The organism is Methylobacterium sp. CM6246 (genome assembly GCF_054818005.1).
Window position 1 is genome coordinate 4,890,017 of the sequence record NZ_JBTXKY010000001.1, and the last position, 18,679, is coordinate 4,908,695.

The window sequence follows — 18,679 nt, forward strand, 5'->3', positions numbered from 1 at the left end:
CCCGCGCTCCGAATCGGGCGCGGAGTGAGGCATACATTCGCGGCGCTGGCGACCGCTCCGCGGCGGTCCACCCGGAGACGCCGTCCGCCTGCGCCCGACGGGGGTTAGGGCTGGTACCCGTCCCAGGCCGCCAGTATGCGACGGGCGGCGGCCGCGGGCCCGGCGGCGCGCATCAGCGTGCCCATCACGGCGACCCCGGCTGCACCCGCATCCCGGCAGAGCGGGATGCGCTCCGGCGTGACGCCACCGAGGGCGACGATCGGCAGGTCGGCACGACGGGCCGCCGCAATGCCCTCCGGACCGAGGGCCGGGCCGTAGCCGGGCTTGCTGGCGGTGGGGAAGATGGGGCTCAGGGTGACATAGTCGGCGCCGGTCCTGGCGGCTGCCTCGACTTCCACGCGTGCGTGGGCCGAGATCCCGATCAGCGCATCCGGTCCGAGGGCCGCGCGGGCCGCCGTGATCCATTCCGGCCCGGTGCCGCCACCGAGATGCACGCCGTCCGCCCCGAGTGCTTCAGCCAGGGCGATGTCACCACCGACCGTGAGGAACGCGCCCGCCGCACGGACCCTGGCGGCGATTCCGGCGCCGAGGCTGCGTCGCGCCTCCGGGTCGAGGTCGCGGTCGCGGAACCAGATCCAGCGGACGCCGCCGTCGAGCGCCGCCTGCACGGTGTCGGCCAGGGGCCGGGCGTGCCCGTGCCGGTCCGTCACCGCCAGCAGCCGCGACGGCAGCGGTCTCACGAGCCGACGAGGCCGAGTTGCGGACTCGACGGATCGGCCCGGCCGCGGCGGGGGATGCGGCCGGCGCAATAGGCATCGCGCCCGGCCTCGACCGCGCGGCCCATGGCCCGGGCCATCCGCACCGGGTCGTCGGCCTTGGCGATGGCGGTGTTGATCAGGCAGGCCGCCGCCCCGAGCTCCATGGCGATGACCGCATCCGAGGCGGTGCCGATGCCGGCGTCGACGATCACCGGTACGCTCGCGCGGCGACAGATCAGCTCGATATTGGCCGGGTTGGCGACCCCCATGCCGGAGCCGATCAGCGAGCCCATCGGCATGATCGCGGCGCAGCCGAGATCCTCCAGGCGCTGGCAGACGACCGGATCGTCGTTGCAATAGGGTAGGACCACGAAGCCCTCGTCCACCAGATGCCGGCAGGCCTCGATCAACTCGGCCACATCGGGATAGAGGGTCTCCCGGTCGCCGATCACCTCGACCTTGATCCAGTTGGTGTCCAGAGCCTCCCGGGCGAGCTCGGCGGTCATGATCGCGTCGCGGGCGGTCTCGCAGCCGGCGGTGTTGGGCAGGAAGCGCTTGCCCTTCAGGATGCGCACGGTGTCCGAGCCGTGGCCCTGGAGGGACACTCGCCGGATCGAGGCGGTGACGACCTCGGCCCCAGACGCCGCGACCGCGTCGCGCATGATCGCCTGGGTCGGGTAGCCGGCCGTGCCGATGAACAGCCGCGAGGACAGCTCCGCCCCGGCGATGGTGAAGCGGTCTGCCTCGGTCTCGGGGCGCAGCGGCGTGACGGTCTGGTCCATGGTCAACCTCCCTGCATGGCGCGGACGATCTCGACCCGGTCGCCCTCGGCGACCGGCGTCTCGTCCCAGTCCCGGCGGCGCAGCACGCGGCCGTTCAGGGCGATGGCGATGCCCTGGGGGCTCTCGATACCGGTCTCGTCGGCCTCGGCCCGGAACAGGGCCGCGATGGTCTCGACCGCGAGATCCCGCATTTCTCCGTTCACCAGAAGCTTCATGCCGAGGCCCTCGTGGGTTCGCGTCGGTCGAAGCGCGCCCGAGTGAACGGCTGTGCGATCTCCGGCAGCGCGCCGCGTGTGACGAGTTCGGCGACCGCCTCGGCCGTCACGGGGGCGAGCAGGTAGCCGTTGCGGTGATGGCCGGTGGCGACGACGAGGCCCGGCGCGAGCGTGTCGATGATCGGCGCGTCGTCGTCCGAGGTCGGACGGTAGCCGCCCCACACGGCCTCGACCTCCATCTCCTCGATGCCGGGCAGCACCCGGCGCGCGCCCTCGAGCAGGGCGAAGAGGCCGCCGGCGGTGATGCCCGACCGGAAGCCGCAATCCTCGACCGTTGCGCCGACGATCAGCTGGCCGTCGCTCTTGGGCGCCATGTGGACCTGCTCGGTCCAGATCATCCGGCTGAGCGTGCCGGTGCGCGCGGTGGTGCGCAGGGCCATCGACTGGCCCTTGAGCGGTCGCACCGGCAAGGCGAGATGTTCGGGCAGCAGGCCGCCCTCCCCGCTCCACGCGCCGGAGGCCAGCACGACGGTATCGGCCGTCACGGCCTCGTCGCCGGCTCGGATGCCGGTCACCGTTCCGCCGGACCAGTCGAGCCCGCTCACCGCCAGGCCCTCGACCAGCGTCACGCCGGCACGCCGACAGGCTTCGGCCAGTGCCGCCATAACGAGGCGGGGATCGACCTGGTGATCCAGTGGGCAATGGATTCCGGCGGTGACGGCCGGCCGCAAGGCGGGCTCAAGGCGCCGCACCTCGGTGCCCGGGAGCCACGCGGCGTCGAGGCCCGAGCGGCGCTGCAGGTCGTAGCGGAAGCGCAGGCGCTCGACCTCGTCGCGGCCGATGGCGACCACGACGGTCCCGTCCGCGCGATAATCGATCGACAGGCCGGTCTCGGCTTCGAGGGCGTCGCGGAACCCCGGCCAGAGCCGGAGCGATTCGAAGGCGAGGGGCAGCAGCGGATCGGAGCCCGGCTCGTGCTCGGCGGCCGGGGCCAGCATGCCGGTGGCGGCCAGGCTCGCACCCGCGCCGATCGTGTCGCGTTCGATGACGACCACCGCGCGGCCGGCGCGTGCGAGCCGCCAGGCGATCGACAGGCCGATCAACCCGCCGCCGACGACGGCGACATCGGCACGCGCCGGCAGCGAGGCCTGCGCAGCGAAGCCGCCCGGGAGGCGGCGGCGTCCGATCGGCGAAACGGGGCGGTCAAAAGCCAAAGTCATCTCCGCGGAATTCCGTCGCGAAGATCGGGCCGTCTGCTTCGGTGAGAAGCGGTGACCTGCCATTCAGGCGGCCGCGGTCCAATCCCTACGCCGGTGTGAGCCGGATCAGGTTCGAAGGATTTCCGCGCCGCAGGTCCGGGGGGACGTGCCAGCGGTTTCTCAGCCCCTTGCCGGGGATCTCCCTGGAACAGCGATAGATCTGGTCGCGCGGGCCCCGCGGGTCAAGCCCGCGGTTTGCGGGCGGGCTATCGGGGGCGGACAAACGGCCTGTGGCCGTCACAGCCTGGAGCATCGGGCGGAGGCGCTGCTGCGCCGGTCAGCTCGGCGCACGCGGCCGCAGGAATTTCGGGCGGAACACCGCCATGGGCTCGCGGAAGCCGTCGAGGACGTGCTCGCCCAGGGGAATCGGATCGCCCCAGAGGAAGTCCACGAACGGCTTCGACATCAGCAGCGGCTCGCCGAGCTGGCGGTTCAGCCGGGCGATCCGGCTGGCGAGGTTCACGTCGCGGCCGATGACCGTGAAGTCGAGCCGGGAGCCCGAGCCGACATTGCCGTAGGCGGCCTCGCCGTGGTGGAGCGCGATTCCCGCCGCCACCGGCACCGAGAACTGATGCAGGGCGTTGGCCTCGTCGAGGGCCGCCAGCGCGTTCTGGGCCGCAGTGAGCGCCCCCTTGGCGGCCCCCCCGAGATCGTCGCCCGATTCCCGGAAGATCGCCAGCAAGCCATCGCCCAGATACTTCAGGACCTCGCCGCCCTCACGCTCGATCGGCGGCACCAGGCAGTCGAAGAACACGTTGAGCAGCCCGACCGCCTCCTCGGGAGTCATGTCGGCGGAGGTCCGGGTGTAGTCCCGCATGTCGGCGAATAGGATCGCCGAGCGGATCCGCGTCACCTGTCCGCGGCGGATGTCGCCGGCCAGGATCGCCCGGTGCGGCTCGTCGCCGACATAGAGGCGCAGCACGTGGTCGAGTTGCTTGTTGAGGACGCGCATCTCTGCGACGGCGGCGAGCGCCGGCATGACGAAGCGGAGGATCGCGATGTCGTCCTCGCCGAACCCGTCGGGCGCCTTCGTCGCGAAGGTGATCCCGTTCTTGGTGCCGTTGGTGAAGAACAGCGGCGCCACGACGTAGTGGGTGTAGCCGCCGGCCTTCAGGTCCGGGATGATCGCGTAGGCATCGTCCGGCGTCTCGGCCACGTCGAGGATCAGCCACTCGCCGGTCTCGTGGACGGTGTGGAACGGGCTGTTGAGATAAGCCTCCTGCGAGCGGCCCCCGTGCGGGAACAGCCGCACGCTGGTGCCGCCGTCCCGGGTCCAGACCCGGCCCACGCCGGCATATTCCGAGTGCAGGGTGTCGATCGCAGTGGAGGCCCGATCCACCGGCACGCCGATGGCGATCAGCCGCTCCGCGAGGCCGGACAGCATGTCCTCGGCCTTCTGCAGCCGGGCGCCCTCGCCCAACAGCCAGTCGCGGATGCCCACCGAGGGCTGGAGCGCGCCGAAGGGCACGTCGTCGGCTTCGGAGCCGTCCGCGAAGGCCGTCGGCAATCCGGGCGTTGGCGGGCGGCGTTCGAGCATGGCGCCAAGGTGGGGGCCGCGCAGCCGCCTGGCAACGCAGTCGGAGGGGAGGCGCCGCGGGGGGGCCGCGACGGGGGCTCAGTTGTCCAGGAAGCTCCGGAGCTTCCGGCTACGCGACGGGTGCTTCAGCTTGCGGAGCGCCTTGGCCTCGATCTGCCGGATGCGCTCGCGGGTCACCGAGAACTGCTGGCCGACTTCCTCGAGGGTGTGGTCGGTGTTCATGCCGATGCCGAAGCGCATGCGCAGCACGCGTTCCTCGCGCGGGGTCAGCGACGCCAGCACCCGGGTCGTGGTCTCGCGCAGGTTCGACTGGATCGCCGCGTCGATCGGCAGAACGACGTTCTTGTCCTCGATGAAGTCGCCGAGGTGGCTGTCCTCCTCGTCGCCGATGGGCGTCTCGAGGGAGATCGGCTCCTTGGCGATCTTCAGGACTTTCCGCACCTTCTCCAGCGGCATCGCCAGCTTCTCGGCCAGCTCCTCCGGGGTCGGTTCGCGGCCGATCTCGTGCAGCATCTGGCGCGAGGTCCGGACGATCTTGTTGATCGTCTCGATCATGTGCACCGGGATGCGGATCGTGCGGGCCTGGTCGGCGATCGAGCGGGTGATCGCCTGCCGGATCCACCACGTGGCGTAGGTCGAGAACTTGTAGCCGCGCCGGTACTCGAACTTGTCGACCGCCTTCATCAGGCCGATGTTGCCTTCCTGGATCAGGTCCAGGAACTGCAGGCCGCGGTTAGTGTACTTCTTGGCGATGGAGATCACGAGGCGCAGGTTCGCCTCGATCATCTCTTTCTTGGCCTGCCGGGCCTCGCGCTCGCCCTTCTGGACCATGTTGACGATGCGGCGGTACTCGCCGATCTCCAGGCCGGTCTCGGAGGCGAGGTCGAGGATCTGGGCGCGCAGCTCCGTCACCTGCTTCGAGCCGCGCTCGACCAGGTTCTTCCAGCCCTTGCCGCCCAGCGTACCGACGCGCTCCATCCAGTTCGGATCGAGCTCGTAGCCCTGGTAGTGGCGCAGGAACTCGTCCCGGGCCACGCCGTGGCTCTCGGCATAGCGCATCAGCCGGCCCTCGTGGCCGATGAGCTGCTTGTTGATCGAGTAGAGCTGGCCGACCAGCGCCTCGATGCGGTTGTTGTTGAGCGACAGCGACTTCACGTCGGCGACGACGCTGTCCTTCAGCTCGATCTGCTTCTGGTTCTGGGCCGGGCTGTTCTTCTCGCCGGCCGCCTTGCGGTCTGCGCCCTCGGTCTGGAACTTGCGCAGCTTGCGGTAATTCGCGGCGATCGCGTCGAAGGTCTCGAGGACCCGCGGCTTGATCTCCGCTTCCATGGCGGCGAGCGAGACGTTGTTCTCGAGGTCATCCTCGTCGTCGCCGCCCTCTGGCGGCGCCGGCGGCTCGGCCTCCTCGGCGCTCTCCTCGCTCTCGCCCTCGGCGATCTGCGGCGCGTTCTTGCCGTCCGGGCCGGCGTAGGTCGCCTCGAGATCGATGATGTCGCGCAGGAGGACCTTGCCCTCCACGAGCTCGTCCCGCCAGATGATGATCGCCTGGAAGGTTAGCGGGCTCTCGCAGAGGCCCGCGATCATCGCCTCGCGGCCGGCCTCGATGCGCTTGGCGATCGCGATCTCGCCCTCGCGGGACAGGAGCTCCACCGAGCCCATCTCGCGCAGGTACATCCGCACCGGATCGTCGGTGCGGTCGGTCGGCTCCTTGGTGGTCGTGGCGACCGTGACGGCGCGCGTCGGCGCGACCTCGGCCACCTCGCCGCCCTCGGATTCCTCTTCCTCGCCGTCGGCGCCGTTCGCCGCCTTCTCGGTGGTTGCGGCCTCGTCGGTCTCCTCGGCCTCGACCACATTGATGCCCATCTCGGACAGCTGCGAGAGCACGTCCTCGAGCTGGTCAGGGTCGGACTGGCCCTCCGGCAGGACCTCGTTGACCTCTTCGTAGGTCACGTAGCCGCGCTTCTTCGCGAGCTTGACCATCCGCTTGACCGAAGCATCCGTCAGGTCGAGGAGCGGCCCGTCGGTCTGCTGCTCGGGGGCAGCGTCCGTCTCGTCCCGTTCCGTTGCCTTCGTCGCCATGATCAGCCTATTGTTTCGGGTGCGGCGCGCTGCGGGGGCCTGAGTAAGGCCGCTCCACGCCGTCGGCGCCGCGATACTTGCGAGTGGCCCCGGATTGCTCCGGACGCCTTGAGTCTTCGGGTTCCGTATGCAAGCCCGAGGCTTGACCAATTGTTAACTAACGCGGGGTTCGGCCCGTCGCCACCGCCATCGCACGGCCGTCATGCGGCGGTCGAGTCGTTCGACACCGGCTTGTCGGCTTCAGCCTCGGCAGCGATGACGGTCTCCAGCCTCGCCTTGACTTCGCAGAGCCATGCCCACCCGGCATCGGTCGGATCGTCTTCGAACGCCTGCCGTGCTTCGCGAAGTTCGCTATGTAGCGCGCCAGCCTGCCGGTGCAAGATCATCGCCTGTCTGAGAGCGTCCGCGCGCTGCTGCGGATCGGCGTGCGGGGACAGCGTAATCCGGTCTCGGGACCGGGCGAGCGCCAGAATCCGCTCCGCCGCCTCTCCGAGACCGGCCCGTGTGATGCGGGTTTGCAACAGGTCCGCGTTCGTTTGTCCGTCCTCTGCGGCACAAGCGACCAGGACCGACAGGAGCGCCCGCGCGTCGGGGTGCTCGAAGTCGAGTTCCGAGACCTCGTCGCCGAACTCGCTGAGCATCTCCGGGTGGACCAGCAATGTGCCGGCGATCACCGCCTCGCGCACCGGCGCCGCCCCGGAGAAGCCCGCCGAGGCGGTCATCGAGGCGCTGGGGCTGCCGGTGATCCGCGGCGAGACCGGTTCGCCCGGGCGGACGAAGCGGCGGTTCTGCCCCTTCGGCCCGGACCCGGGCCCGCTGGACCGCGCGTTCCGGGGCGACAGGCTGCGCAGCCGCTCCTCGATGTCGTCGCGGTAGTAGCGCTTGACGGTCTCGTCGCGGATCGTGGCGACGGTGGCGCGCAGCGTCTGGGTCAGGCCGGCCCGGCGCTCGGGCGTATCGGCCGGCCCCGATTCGAGCGCGCGGCGCCAGAGCAGCTCGGACAGCGGCAGCGCGGCCTGCAGCACCTGGTCGATCGCCCCGGGACCGCCCGAGCGCAGCAGGTCGTCGGGATCCTGACCGCCCGGCAGCAGGGCGATCCGAAGCGAGCGGCCGGGCTCCAGGGCCGGCAGGGCGATGTCGAGCGCCCGGAAGGCCGCCCGCTGCCCGGCCTTGTCGCCGTCGAAGCAGAGGATCGGCTCGTCGGCGTGGCGCCAGAGCAAGGCCAGCTGGTCCTCGGTCAGCGCGGTGCCGAGCGGCGCCACCGTCTCGGGATGGCCGGCCAGCGTCATGGCGATGACGTCGACGTAGCCCTCGACCGCGATGATCGAGCTGCGCTCGTGGGAGGCCTTGCGCGCGCCGTGGAGGTTGTAGAGCGTCCGGCCCTTGTGGAAGAGCGGCGTCTCGGGCGAATTCAGATACTTGGCGCGCACCTCCTTGGCGAGCGCCCGCCCCCCGAAGGCGACGACCCGGCCGCGGGTGTCGGTGATCGGGAACATCACCCGGTCGCGGAAATAATCGTACGGGACCGAGACATCCTCGCCGCCTGCGAGCAGGCCCAGCTCGACCATCAGCGCCTTGTCGACCCCCTGCCCGGCCAGGTGGTCACGCAGGGCGTAGCGCTCGTTCGGCGCGTAGCCGAGCCGGAAGGCCCGCTGCGTGTCGTCCTTGAGCCCCCGGCGTTCGAGATAGGCCCGCGCCTCGCTGCCCGGCCCGGCCCGCAGGCGGTCCTCGAACCACCGCGCGGCCATCTCCATGACCTCGATCGCCCCGGCGCGCTGCTTCTCGGCGACGCGGGTATCTTCCGTGGGCGCCGGCAGGCTGACGCCGGCCTCGCTCGCCAGCCGCTCCACGGCCTCGGGAAAGCTCAGGCCCTCCGTCTCCATCAGGAACGTGAAGATGTCGCCGTGCTTGGACGATGAGAAGCAATGATAGAACTGCTTCTGGTCGTTGACGTAGAAGGACGGCGTCTTCTCGGCGTTGAACGGCGACAGGCCGCGCCATTCGCGGCCGGCCTTCTTCAGCTGCACCCGCCGGCCGACCACGGCCGAGGCCGGCAGCCGGGCGCGGATCTCTTCCAGGATGTGGGGCGGATAGCGCACGGGGCCTGCGGATCGACTGCCTGACCGCCGAGTATAGCGCGCGGGGGCGGTCCGAGTCCCGCCCGGTCGGTCGATCGTTCGATCAGGCGGGGGATTGTGGGGAGAGCCGGCGCCTCGGTCTCAGCCCTTCGCCGCCAGCGCGGCCTTCACCAGCCCGCTCGCCTTGCCGAAATCCATCCGGCCCGCGAAGGTGCCCTTCAGGGCGGCGATGACGCGGCCCATGTCCTTCTGGCCGGCGGCGCCGGTCTCGAGGATCGCGGCGTCGACCGCCGCCTTCATCTCGGCCTCGTCCATCTGCTTGGGCAGGAACGCCTCGATGATCGCGATCTCGGAGCGCTCGTTGGCGGCGAGTTCCGGGCGTCCGCCCTGCTCGTAGACCGTAGCCGATTCGGTGCGCTGCTTGATCATCTTCTGGAGCAGCGACAGGATCTCCTCGTCGGAGGCCGGCTCCTTGCCGAGGCCGCGAGCCTCGATGTCCTTGTCCTTGAGGGCGGCCTGGATCATCCGCACGGTGGCGAGCTTGTCCTTGTCGCCGGCCTTCATGGCCTCCTTCATCTCGGTGGTGAGGCGGGCGCGCAGCATCTCGATGAACCTTTTGACGGGAGAAACGGGGGGCTGGCCTGCACTTTGCGGGTGTTGAGCCTCATCGGCCGCACGGCCACATTGACCCGATCGCGGGCCGCTCGCTAAGAGCGCCGCACACGATCATGCCGCCAGCCGAGCGTACCGCATCACGGTGCCTGCCTTCGGCCGGACATAAGCGAGACCGACCCGATGCTGCAAGACGCCGCCGCGCAGGCCTCCAAACCCGCTGGCTCCAAAGCCGCTGCCCCCGAGCCCTGGGCGGAGCCCGTCGCGACGGCCCTGCTGGTGCTGGCCGACGGGACCATCCTGGAGGGCTTCGGCATCGGCCGGACCGGCGTCGCCGACGGCGAGGTCTGCTTCAACACGGCGATGACCGGCTACCAGGAGATCCTGACGGACCCGTCCTATGCCGGGCAGATCGTCACCTTCACGTTCCCGCATATCGGCAATGTCGGCACCAACGACGAGGATCTGGAAAGCCTCGAGGCGGCCCCGGCCTCGGGCGTGCGCGGCACCGTGATCGCCTCGGCGGTGACCAAGCCGTCGAGCTGGCGGTCGTCGTCACATCTCGACGGCTGGCTCGACGCCCGCGGCATCGTCGGGATCACCGGGGTGGACACAAGGGCGCTCACCGCCCGCATCCGCGACGGCGGCATGCCCAACGCCGTGATCGCCAACGATCCCGAGGGCCGGTTCGACCGGGAGGCCCTGAAGGCCCGGGCCGCGGCCCTCGCCCCGATGGAGGGCCTCGACCTCGTGCCGCCGGTGACCAGCCGCGCCAACTCGGAATGGTCCGAGACCGTCTGGGCGCTCGGCGACGGCTACGGCAAGCGCGCGCCCGGCGAGGGCCTGAAGGTCGTGGCGATCGATTACGGCGTGAAGCGCAACATCCTGCGGCTGCTGGCCCAGGCCGGCTGCGACGTCACCGTGGTGCCGGCCACCACCAGCGCCGAGGAGATCCTGGCGCTGAAGCCCGACGGGGTGTTCCTGTCCAACGGTCCCGGCGACCCGGCGGCGACCGGCACCTATGCCGTGCCGGTGATCCGCAAGCTGCTGGACGAGAAGGTGCCGACCTTCGGCATCTGCCTGGGGCACCAGCTCATGGGCCTCGCGCTCGGCGGCCGGACGCTGAAGATGGGCCAGGGCCATCACGGGGCGAATCACCCGGTCAAGGACAAGACCACCGGCCGGGTCGAGATCGTCTCGATGAACCACGGCTTCGCGGTGGATCCCGCGAGCCTGCCGGCCAGCGCGGTCGAGACCCATGTCTCGCTGTTCGACGGCTCGAATTGCGGGCTCACCCTCACCGACCGCCCGGCCTTCTCGGTGCAGCACCATCCCGAGGCTTCGCCTGGCCCGCGCGACAGCCACTACCTGTTCGAGCGCTTCGTCGCGCTGATGCGCTCCGGTGCGCCGGAGACCGAGGAGGACGCCTGATCGGTCCGCGTCCGCGTGGTCCCATTCAGGCCGCGCCGGGGTCACAAAATCCGCGAATTCCGGCGGCTTATAGAACCCATCGACGGGCCGCACATGGCGGTTCCGTCCGGGGGGATTGCCGGATGACCATCGACGAGGCGCGCGACGACTTCTCCCGCCTGCACCGGACTTTCACGTTCCATCTCGGTGTCGCGGCCAGCCTCGCCTGGGCGACCGCGCTCTACGCCGCCGTCTACGCCCCCTGGGTGCGCAACATCCGCGCCCTGATCGATCCCGCCGCCGGCCTGGACCGGGTCGAGAGCACGGTGTCCTACCTGTTCGCGATGCCGGCCGTGCTCGCGTTCGCCTGGGTGTCCCTGTATTTCGGCCGCGAGATGCTGCGCCGGGCGCAGACGCTCTCGAACGTCGCGCTCGAATTCGCCGCCGCCGCCCTGGTCGCCTTCGGAATTTTCTACCTGTCGATCGACCGGGCGCTCGCCGCGCTTCACGCCGGATTCTGAGCGGGGACGGCGGGCCGCCCCCGCCGGACCCCTACTGCACCTTCTCGAACAGCGGCTCGAAGCGCTTGGCGGCGAGCTTGCCGTGCTGGACCGCCTTTGCGGCCTCGAGGTTCTCCGGCTTGTCGCCGACCTCGATCAGGCCGACCATGCCCATGATGTAGTGCGGCGAGCACTTGAAGCCGTAGAGGCCGGGCGTGTCGAAGGTCACAGCCTCCTCCTTGCCGACCACGGTCTTGAAGGTCGGCGCGCCCTCGGGCGCCATGCCCTTGATGAGTTCGGCGTTGTGGCCCTTGTCGGCCGGCACGAACCGGACCGTGTCCCCGGGCTGAATCTTCACGAAGGCCGGATCGAAGACCATCATCCCGCCCGGGCCGTTGTTGAGCGTCTTGACGGAGACTTCCGTCGCCCGTGCGCCGGCTGCCGCGCCGAGCAGAAGCATCGCCGCGCTGAACGTTTCCCTGATCATCGTCAATCTCGAATTGTTATCGTTTCAATCGACGGACCCGTCGATCGAAAGAGCTTTATGGAGCCGGAAACGACTCGGCAATGCCGTTCGCCATCAGGCGAAGACTTCAGAACTATTTGAATCTGGCGTGAGGCCCGCGGACCCGCCTGCAACGCCCCGCACCATCGCCGAACGCGCACGGCCTTCCAATGCGCCGATCCGCCGTGTAAACGCGGCGCTCAACGACAATCCCGCCACGCGCGTCCGGGAGCAGGGCCGATCCGAGCCGTGCCCGATCGGGCGCGCTTGGCCTGAAAAGGCCGCAGATGCCCAAGCGCACCGACATCTCCTCGATCCTCATCGTCGGTGCGGGACCGATCATCATCGGGCAGGCCTGCGAGTTCGACTATTCCGGGACCCAGGCCTGCAAGGCGCTCCGTGAGGAGGGCTACCGCATCGTCCTGGTGAACTCGAACCCCGCGACGATCATGACCGACCCGGACATGGCGGACGCGACCTACGTCGAGCCGATCACCCCGGAGATCGTCGCCAAGATCATCGAGAAGGAGCGCCCCGACGCGATCCTGCCGACCATGGGCGGCCAGACGGCGTTGAACTGCGCCCTGTCGCTGCAGAAGATGGGCGTGCTGGCCAAGTACGGCGTGCAGATGATCGGCGCCACCGCGGAGGCCATCGACAAGGCCGAGGACCGGAGCCTGTTCCGGGACGCGATGACCAAGATCGGTCTCGACACCCCGAAATCGGCGCTCGCCAACGCCTCGGCGGCCAAGAAGGCCGACCGGGAGAAGTTTCTGGCCGAGATCGCCCGGATCGAGGCCGCCAACGCCGACCCGCAGGCGCGCGCCGGGGCGATCACGGCCTTCGAGCGCAAGTGGCAGTCCGGCGAATCCGAGCGGCGCAAGCGCTACAGCGAGCACGCCCTCGGGCAGGCCCTGATCGCGCTGGCCGAGGTCGGCCTGCCGGCGATCATCCGCCCGTCCTTCACCATGGGCGGCACCGGCGGCGGCATCGCGTACAACCGCGAGGAGTTCCTCGACATCGTCGAGCGCGGCATCGACGCCTCGCCGACCAACGAGGTCCTGATCGAGGAGAGCGTGCTCGGCTGGAAGGAGTACGAGATGGAGGTCGTCCGCGATAAGGCGGACAACTGCATCATCGTCTGCTCCATCGAGAACATCGACCCGATGGGCGTGCATACCGGCGACTCGATCACCGTCGCCCCCGCGCTGACGCTCACCGACAAGGAATACCAGGTGATGCGCGACGCATCGCTGGCGGTGCTGCGCGAGATCGGCGTCGAGACCGGCGGCTCGAACGTGCAGTTCGCGATCAACCCCGAGAACGGGCGGATGATCGTGATCGAGATGAACCCGCGCGTCTCGCGCTCCTCGGCGCTGGCCTCCAAGGCCACCGGCTTCCCGATCGCCAAGGTCGCGGCTAAGCTCGCGGTCGGCTACACCCTCGACGAGATCGCCAACGACATCACCGGCGGCGCGACCCCGGCCTCGTTCGAGCCGACGATCGACTACGTCGTCACCAAGATCCCGCGCTTCGCCTTCGAGAAGTTTCCGGGCGCCGAGCCGACGCTCACCACCGCCATGAAGTCGGTCGGCGAGGCGATGGCGATCGGCCGCTGCTTCGCGGAATCGCTGCAGAAGGCCCTGCGCTCGCTGGAGACCGGGCTGACCGGTCTCGACGAGATCGAGATCGAGGGCCTCGGCCGCGGCGACGACCACAACGCCATCAAGGCGGCGCTCGGCGTGCCGACGCCGGACCGGCTGCTCAAGATCGCCCAGGCCCTGCGCCTCGGCGTGAGCCACGAGGAGGTCCACGCCTCCTGCAAGGTCGATCCGTGGTTCCTGGAGCAGATCCAGGCGATCGTCGACCTGGAGAACCGGGTGAAGGCCCACGGGCTGCCGGGCACTCCCGGGGCGTTCCGCCAGCTCAAGGCCGCCGGCTTCTCGGATTCGCGCCTCGCCGTGCTGGCGAAGTTGGAGGAATCCGAGGTCCGGGCCAAGCGCCGGGCGCTCGACATCCGTCCGGTCTTCAAACGCATCGACACCTGCGCGGCCGAGTTCAAGGCGCCGACCGCCTACATGTACTCGACCTACGTCGCCCCCTTCGCCGGCACGGTCGTCGACGAGGCGCAACCGACGGATGCCAAGAAAATCATCATCCTGGGCGGCGGACCGAACCGGATCGGCCAGGGTATCGAGTTCGACTATTGCTGCTGCCACGCCTGCTACGCGCTGTCGGAGGCCGGCTACGAGACCATCATGGTCAACTGCAACCCGGAGACGGTCTCGACCGACTACGACACGTCGGACCGGCTCTACTTCGAGCCGTTGACCGCCGAGGACGTGCTGGAGATCATCGAGACCGAGCGGCAGGCCGGCACGCTGCACGGCGTCATCGTGCAGTTCGGCGGCCAGACCCCGCTGAAGCTCGCCCGCGCCCTGGAGGCGGCCGGCGTGCCGATCCTCGGCACCTCCCCGGACGCGATCGACCTCGCCGAGGACCGCGACCAGTTCAAGCGCCTGCTCGACAAGCTCGGGATGAAGCAGCCGAAGAACGGCATCGCCTATTCGGTCGAGCAGAGCCGGATCATCGCCTCCGAGCTCGGCCTGCCCTTCGTGGTGCGCCCGAGCTACGTGCTGGGCGGCCGCGCCATGGCGATCATCCGCGACGAGAGCCAGTTCGCCGACTATCTGCTCGGCACGCTCCCGAGCCTGATCCCGTCCGACGTCGTCGCCCGCTACCCGAACGACAAGACCGGTCAGATCAACACGGTGCTGGGCAAGAACCCGCTCCTGTTCGACCGCTACCTGTCGGACGCCGTGGAGATCGACGTGGACGCGGTCTGCGACGGGCAGGACGTGTTCATCGCCGGCATCATGGAGCACATCGAGGAGGCCGGCATCCATTCCGGCGATTCCGCCTGCTCCCTGCCGTCGCGTTCGCTCTCCCCGGAGACCATCGCCGAATTGGAGCGCCAGACCACCGCGATGGCGCTGGCGCTGAAGGTCGGCGGCCTGATGAACGTGCAGTACGCGATCAAGGACGGCGACATCTACGTGCTGGAGGTGAACCCGCGCGCCTCCCGCACCGTGCCGTTCGTCGCCAAGGTGATCGGCGAGCCGATCGCGAAGATCGCCGCCCGGGTGATGGCCGGCGAGAAGCTCGCGAGCTTCGGCCTCAAGCGCAAGGAATTGGCCCACATCGCCGTCAAGGAGGCGGTGTTCCCGTTCGCGCGCTTCCCCGGCGTCGACGTCCTGCTCGGACCGGAGATGCGCTCCACCGGCGAGGTGATCGGCCTCGATGCCAGCTTCGGCGTGGCCTTCGCCAAGAGCCAGCTCGGCTCGGGCACGCAGGTGCCGCGCTCCGGCACCGTGTTCGTCTCGGTGCGCGACGCCGACAAGGCCCGGATCCTGCCGAGCGTGAAGCTGCTGTCGGAACTCGGCTTCTCGATCCTGGCCACCGGCGGGACGCAGAGATACCTGGTCGAGAACGGCGTGCCGGCCGAGCGCGTCAACAAGGTCTTGGAGGGCCGGCCGCACGTGGTCGACTCGATCAAGAACGGTGACATCCAGCTCGTGTTGAACACGACGGAGGGCGCGGGTGCGCTGTCGGACTCGCGCTCGCTCCGCCGCGCGGCCCTCTTGCATAAGGTGCCGTATTACACCACTCTAGCCGGCGCGATGGCTGCGGCCGAAGGGATCAAGGCCTATCTAGAAGGCGATCTCCAGGTTCGCGCCTTGCAAGAATACTTTGCGGCCTGAGCCTCAGGGTCCCGCTGACTTAACTTCGTGGCCCGGGGAGAGTGCTTCACTCTCGGCCGGGCCTCTTCATTGTGGCGCGAGACGATGACGATAGACAAGGTTCCGATCACGGTGCGCGGTTTCGCGGCTCTCGAGGAGGAGCTGAAGCACCGCCAGCAGGTGGAGCGCCAGCGCATCGTCGCGGCCATCGCCGAAGCCCGCGCGCACGGCGACCTGTCCGAGAACGCCGAGTATCACGCTGCCAAGGAGGCTCAGTCCCACAACGAGGGACGCGTGATGGAACTCGAGAGCATGATCGCGCGGGCCGAGATCATCGACGTCGCGAAGCTGTCCGGCGACAAGATCAAGTTCGGCGCCACCGTGAAGCTCGTCGACGACGACACGGAGGAGGAGAAGACCTACCAGATCGTGGGCGAGCCCGAGGCCGACGTGCATGCGGGCCGGGTCTCGATCACGTCCCCGATCGCGCGGGCGCTGATCGGCAAGGGTGTCGGCGACACGGTCGAGGTGACGACGCCGGGCGGCGGCAAGTCGTACGAGGTCGTCGGCGTCCAGTTCGGCGGCTGAGCGCGATGCGCGCGTATGCCCGGAGCTGGCTCTCCGGCCTCCTCCTGCTGTGCGGGCTGGTGCCGGCCTCGGCGGCCGGCGATTTTCCGCCGACCGCGACCTTCTCCGACGTCCGGGTCGACGTGCGGCCCCTGCGGGACAAGGGCGCCGGCCTCCAGGCCGACGCGCTCGCGGCCGACCTGAGCGCGGCCCTGCGCAAGACTTTCGCGGGGCGGATCGGCGGCGCCGGACCGCGTCTGGTGGTGGTCGTGACGGCGCTGTCGTTGCGCCCCTATGTCGGCGGCGGCGCGATGCGCGGCCGGGGCGGCAATTTCGAGACCGACTACCTGGAGGGGGAGGCGCTTCTCGTCGGCCGCAACGGGCAGGTGCTCGGGCGTCACCCGCAGATGACCGCGACCCCGTCGAGCTACGGCGGCGCGTGGTACGCCCCCGATTTCGAGGCGCGGCGGCTGGCGGCGATCGCCGACATCTACGCCCAGTGGCTCGCCCGCGACCTGCCGCGGAATTAGCCCCGGCCCGGCCCGCGGTGTAAGGCGTTCCCGATGAGAAGCATCGACGTGCCGGAGGCGACGCCCGCCTCGCTGGATCAGACATCCGTGCGGCGCGAGCCCCCTCCCGAACTGTCGCAGGCCCGGGCCTGGATCATCACCGACGGCAAGGCCGGCGACGAGAACCAGTGCGTCGGCATCGCCGAAACCCTCGGGGTCCCGTTCGAGATCCGCCAGGTCCCGGCCGCCGGCCCATTCGGATGGGTCGCCCCGTGGGGGCCGATCGACCCGCGCGAGAGCCCGCGCCGCCGCAACGGCGCCCTGTCCGGGCCCTACCCCGACCTGCTGATCGCCTCGGGCCGCCGGGCGGTGCCGTATCTCCGGGCGCTGCGGCGCGCGACCGACGGGCGGACCTTCACGGCGTTCCTCAAGGATCCGCGGACCGGGGCGGACAGCGCCGACTTCATCTGGGTGCCGGATTACGACGACCTGCGCGGCCCCAACGTCTTCACGACCCTGACGGCGCCGCACCTGGTCACCGCCGCCCGGCTGGAGGCGGCCCGGGCCAACCCGGATCCGCGGCTCGCGAACCTCGACGGGCCGCGCGTGGCGGTGCTGGTGGGCGGCGACAGCCGGCACCTGAGCTACCGCAAGACCGACATGCAGCGCCTCGTGGGCGAGTTGCGCAGCCTGATCGACCAGGGCTGCCGGCTGATGGTGACGATCTCCCGGCGCACGCCCAACCCGCTGCGCGACGCGGTCAAGACGCTCACGGCCGAGACCGGGGGCTTCCTCTGGGACGGCACCGGCGACAACCCCTACGTCGCCATGCTGGCGCTCGCCGAGGCGATCGTGGTCACCTCCGATTCGGCCAACATGGTCAGCGAGGCGGTGGCGACCGGCGCACCCGTTCTGCTGTTCGACCTGCCGCGTACCTATATCCGGCATCGGCGGATGTTCGCCGGCCTGGCGATCGCCGGGGCGCTGCGGCCGTTCACCGGTCGCTTAGTCGATCTGCCCTACAAGCCGATCGATGCGACCCCGGTGATAGCCGAGGCGCTCGCCAAGGCTTACGCTGCGCACCGCGCGACCGGACTGACCTGAAGGGAACGAGAGAGATGGCCCACACGCACGCCAAGCTCGTGATCGTCGGATCCGGCCCGGCCGGCTACACGGCCGCGGTCTACGCCGCCCGCGCGATGGTCGAGCCGCTGCTGATCTCCGGCTTCCAACCCGGCGGCCAGCTGATGATCACCACGGACGTCGAGAACTACCCGGGCTTCGCCGAGGCGATCCAGGGGCCGTGGCTCATGGAGCAGATGCGGCTGCAGGCGGAGCATGTCGGGACCAAGATCGTCTCGGAATACATCACGTCGGTGGATCTCAAGCAGCGGCCGTTCCGGCTGGAGGCCGATTCGGGCGAGACCTATTCCTGCGATGCGCTGATCATCGCCACCGGTGCCCAGGCGAAGTGGCTCGGCCTGCCCTCCGAGGCGGCGTTCCAGGGCGGCGGCGTCTCGGCCTGCGCGACCTGCGACGGCTTCTTCTTCCGCGGCAAGGAAGTCGTGGTGGTCGGCGGCGGCAACACCGCGGTCGAGGAGGCGCTGTACCTCGCCAACATCGCCAAGAAGGTCACGGTGGTGCACCGCCGGGACAGCTTCCGGGCCGAGCGGATCCTGCAGGAGCGGCTGTTCAAGCACCCGAACGTCACCGTGCTGTGGCACCGGGAGATCGCCGAGATCTGCGGCGTGCAGAAGCCGGCTCCGACGGTCACCCATGTCCGGCTCAAGGATCCGCGTTCGGGCGAGATCAGCGACGTGCCCGCCGACGGCGTGTTCGTGGCGATCGGTCACCAGCCGGCCACCGCGATCTTCGAGGGCCAGCTGCCCATGCGCCACGGCGGCTACCTGTCGGTGCGACCGGGCACCGCCGAGACCGAGATCCCCGGCGTGTTCGCTGCGGGCGACGTAACCGACGACGTCTACCGGCAGGCGATCACGGCCGCCGGCATGGGCTGCATGGCTGCCCTGGAGGCCGAGAAGTTCCTCGCCAACCTGGAGATCGGCGAGAGCCCGATCCAGGCCGCTGCCGCCGAGTGAGACCACGCAGCGCCAAGGCTTCGGCGCTC

Annotated in this window: 16 protein-coding genes and 1 riboswitch; of the genes, 7 read left to right on the forward strand and 9 right to left on the reverse strand. The window is 69.8% G+C overall.

All coding sequences use genetic code 11. The features are described from left to right. Positions 1-104 precede the first annotated feature (104 nt). From ACYQPG_RS23615 to ACYQPG_RS23650, 8 genes are all read right to left on the reverse strand, one after another. Positions 105-740 (reverse strand): thiamine phosphate synthase, encoded by a 636-nt coding sequence (locus ACYQPG_RS23615; RefSeq protein ID WP_461231872.1) that lies wholly within the window; start codon positions 738-740, stop codon positions 105-107. After that, positions 737-1,540 carry a thiazole synthase gene (gene thiG, locus ACYQPG_RS23620; RefSeq protein ID WP_419830375.1) on the reverse strand — a complete coding sequence of 268 codons (804 nt, stop codon included), beginning with the start codon at positions 1,538-1,540 and terminating at the stop codon, positions 737-739. Before thiG ends, ACYQPG_RS23615 begins: the two co-directional genes overlap by 4 nt. 2 nt (positions 1,541-1,542) lie before the next feature. Continuing rightward, positions 1,543-1,755 (reverse strand): sulfur carrier protein ThiS, encoded by a 213-nt coding sequence (gene thiS / locus ACYQPG_RS23625; RefSeq protein WP_147896857.1) that lies wholly within the window; start codon positions 1,753-1,755, stop codon positions 1,543-1,545. Then, positions 1,752-2,975, reverse strand: a complete 1,224-nt coding sequence (thiO, locus tag ACYQPG_RS23630) for a glycine oxidase ThiO (protein ID WP_419830376.1) — start codon at positions 2,973-2,975, stop codon at positions 1,752-1,754. Before thiO ends, thiS begins: the two co-directional genes overlap by 4 nt. Before the next feature lie 64 nt (positions 2,976-3,039). Further along, positions 3,040-3,168, reverse strand: a riboswitch (TPP riboswitch). A gap of 123 nt (positions 3,169-3,291) precedes the next feature. Then, on the reverse strand, positions 3,292-4,551 hold the full coding sequence (locus ACYQPG_RS23635; protein ID WP_147908949.1) for an adenylate/guanylate cyclase domain-containing protein: 1,260 nt from the start codon (positions 4,549-4,551) through the stop codon (positions 3,292-3,294). Positions 4,552-4,629: 78 nt separating this feature from the next. Next, a complete protein-coding gene (gene rpoD / locus ACYQPG_RS23640) occupies positions 4,630-6,630 on the reverse strand; it encodes an RNA polymerase sigma factor RpoD (RefSeq protein ID WP_147906656.1) in 2,001 nt (666 codons plus the stop codon). A 200-nt stretch (positions 6,631-6,830) separates the two neighbouring features. Then, positions 6,831-8,729: a DNA primase gene (gene dnaG / locus ACYQPG_RS23645; RefSeq protein WP_419830377.1), complete on the reverse strand. Its 1,899-nt coding sequence runs from the start codon at positions 8,727-8,729 to the stop codon at positions 6,831-6,833. Between the two features lie 120 nt (positions 8,730-8,849). Then, the gene (locus tag ACYQPG_RS23650; RefSeq protein ID WP_147854239.1) at positions 8,850-9,311 is read right to left on the reverse strand and encodes a GatB/YqeY domain-containing protein; all 462 of its coding nucleotides are present in this window, start codon (positions 9,309-9,311) and stop codon (positions 8,850-8,852) included. A 192-nt stretch (positions 9,312-9,503) separates the two neighbouring features. Here ACYQPG_RS23650 and carA point away from each other — a divergent pair, with 192 nt between their 5' ends. Next, positions 9,504-10,751 (forward strand): glutamine-hydrolyzing carbamoyl-phosphate synthase small subunit, encoded by a 1,248-nt coding sequence (gene carA, locus ACYQPG_RS23655; protein ID WP_461231873.1) that lies wholly within the window; start codon positions 9,504-9,506, stop codon positions 10,749-10,751. Between the two features lie 122 nt (positions 10,752-10,873). Then, positions 10,874-11,251: a hypothetical protein gene (locus ACYQPG_RS23660; protein WP_147906653.1), complete on the forward strand. Its 378-nt coding sequence runs from the start codon at positions 10,874-10,876 to the stop codon at positions 11,249-11,251. A 31-nt stretch (positions 11,252-11,282) separates the two neighbouring features. Here ACYQPG_RS23660 and ACYQPG_RS23665 read toward each other — a convergent pair whose 3' ends face one another. Next, on the reverse strand, positions 11,283-11,717 hold the full coding sequence (locus tag ACYQPG_RS23665; RefSeq protein ID WP_147937834.1) for a pseudoazurin: 435 nt from the start codon (positions 11,715-11,717) through the stop codon (positions 11,283-11,285). Between the two features lie 305 nt (positions 11,718-12,022). Here ACYQPG_RS23665 and carB point away from each other — a divergent pair, with 305 nt between their 5' ends. The 5 genes from carB to trxB all read left to right on the forward strand — a co-directional run bounded on the left by carB (position 12,023) and on the right by trxB (position 18,650). Then, the gene (gene carB / locus ACYQPG_RS23670) at positions 12,023-15,496 is read left to right on the forward strand and encodes a carbamoyl-phosphate synthase large subunit (RefSeq protein ID WP_461231874.1); all 3,474 of its coding nucleotides are present in this window, start codon (positions 12,023-12,025) and stop codon (positions 15,494-15,496) included. Positions 15,497-15,586: 90 nt separating this feature from the next. Then, positions 15,587-16,063 carry a transcription elongation factor GreA gene (gene greA / locus ACYQPG_RS23675; protein WP_187193718.1) on the forward strand — a complete coding sequence of 159 codons (477 nt, stop codon included), beginning with the start codon at positions 15,587-15,589 and terminating at the stop codon, positions 16,061-16,063. A 5-nt stretch (positions 16,064-16,068) separates the two neighbouring features. After that, positions 16,069-16,572 (forward strand): hypothetical protein, encoded by a 504-nt coding sequence (locus ACYQPG_RS23680; protein ID WP_419830378.1) that lies wholly within the window; start codon positions 16,069-16,071, stop codon positions 16,570-16,572. Positions 16,573-16,605: 33 nt separating this feature from the next. Beyond that, positions 16,606-17,655, forward strand: coding sequence for a mitochondrial fission ELM1 family protein (locus ACYQPG_RS23685; RefSeq protein ID WP_147937838.1), 1,050 nt, complete (start codon positions 16,606-16,608; stop codon positions 17,653-17,655). 14 nt (positions 17,656-17,669) lie between these two features. Then, positions 17,670-18,650 carry a thioredoxin-disulfide reductase gene (gene trxB, locus ACYQPG_RS23690; RefSeq protein ID WP_147937839.1) on the forward strand — a complete coding sequence of 327 codons (981 nt, stop codon included), beginning with the start codon at positions 17,670-17,672 and terminating at the stop codon, positions 18,648-18,650. Positions 18,651-18,679: the final 29 nt, after the last annotated feature.

What these genes read in the sequence shown, in the direction of transcription:
- thiG (WP_419830375.1), bottom strand. Translation starts at nt 1,540, where the DNA reads ATGGACCAGACCGTCACGCCGCTGCGCCCCGAGACCGAGGCAGACCGC.
- thiS (WP_147896857.1), bottom strand. Translation starts at nt 1,755, where the DNA reads ATGAAGCTTCTGGTGAACGGAGAAATGCGGGATCTCGCGGTCGAGACC.
- thiO (WP_419830376.1), bottom strand. Translation starts at nt 2,975, where the DNA reads ATGACTTTGGCTTTTGACCGCCCCGTTTCGCCGATCGGACGCCGCCGC.
- ACYQPG_RS23635 (WP_147908949.1), bottom strand. Translation starts at nt 4,551, where the DNA reads ATGCTCGAACGCCGCCCGCCAACGCCCGGATTGCCGACGGCCTTCGCG.
- rpoD (WP_147906656.1), bottom strand. Translation starts at nt 6,630, where the DNA reads ATGGCGACGAAGGCAACGGAACGGGACGAGACGGACGCTGCCCCCGAG.
- ACYQPG_RS23650 (WP_147854239.1), bottom strand. Translation starts at nt 9,311, where the DNA reads ATGCTGCGCGCCCGCCTCACCACCGAGATGAAGGAGGCCATGAAGGCC.
- carA (WP_461231873.1), top strand. Translation starts at nt 9,504, where the DNA reads ATGCTGCAAGACGCCGCCGCGCAGGCCTCCAAACCCGCTGGCTCCAAA.
- ACYQPG_RS23660 (WP_147906653.1), top strand. Translation starts at nt 10,874, where the DNA reads ATGACCATCGACGAGGCGCGCGACGACTTCTCCCGCCTGCACCGGACT.
- ACYQPG_RS23665 (WP_147937834.1), bottom strand. Translation starts at nt 11,717, where the DNA reads ATGATCAGGGAAACGTTCAGCGCGGCGATGCTTCTGCTCGGCGCGGCA.
- carB (WP_461231874.1), top strand. Translation starts at nt 12,023, where the DNA reads ATGCCCAAGCGCACCGACATCTCCTCGATCCTCATCGTCGGTGCGGGA.
- ACYQPG_RS23680 (WP_419830378.1), top strand. Translation starts at nt 16,069, where the DNA reads ATGCGCGCGTATGCCCGGAGCTGGCTCTCCGGCCTCCTCCTGCTGTGC.
- ACYQPG_RS23685 (WP_147937838.1), top strand. Translation starts at nt 16,606, where the DNA reads ATGAGAAGCATCGACGTGCCGGAGGCGACGCCCGCCTCGCTGGATCAG.
- trxB (WP_147937839.1), top strand. Translation starts at nt 17,670, where the DNA reads ATGGCCCACACGCACGCCAAGCTCGTGATCGTCGGATCCGGCCCGGCC.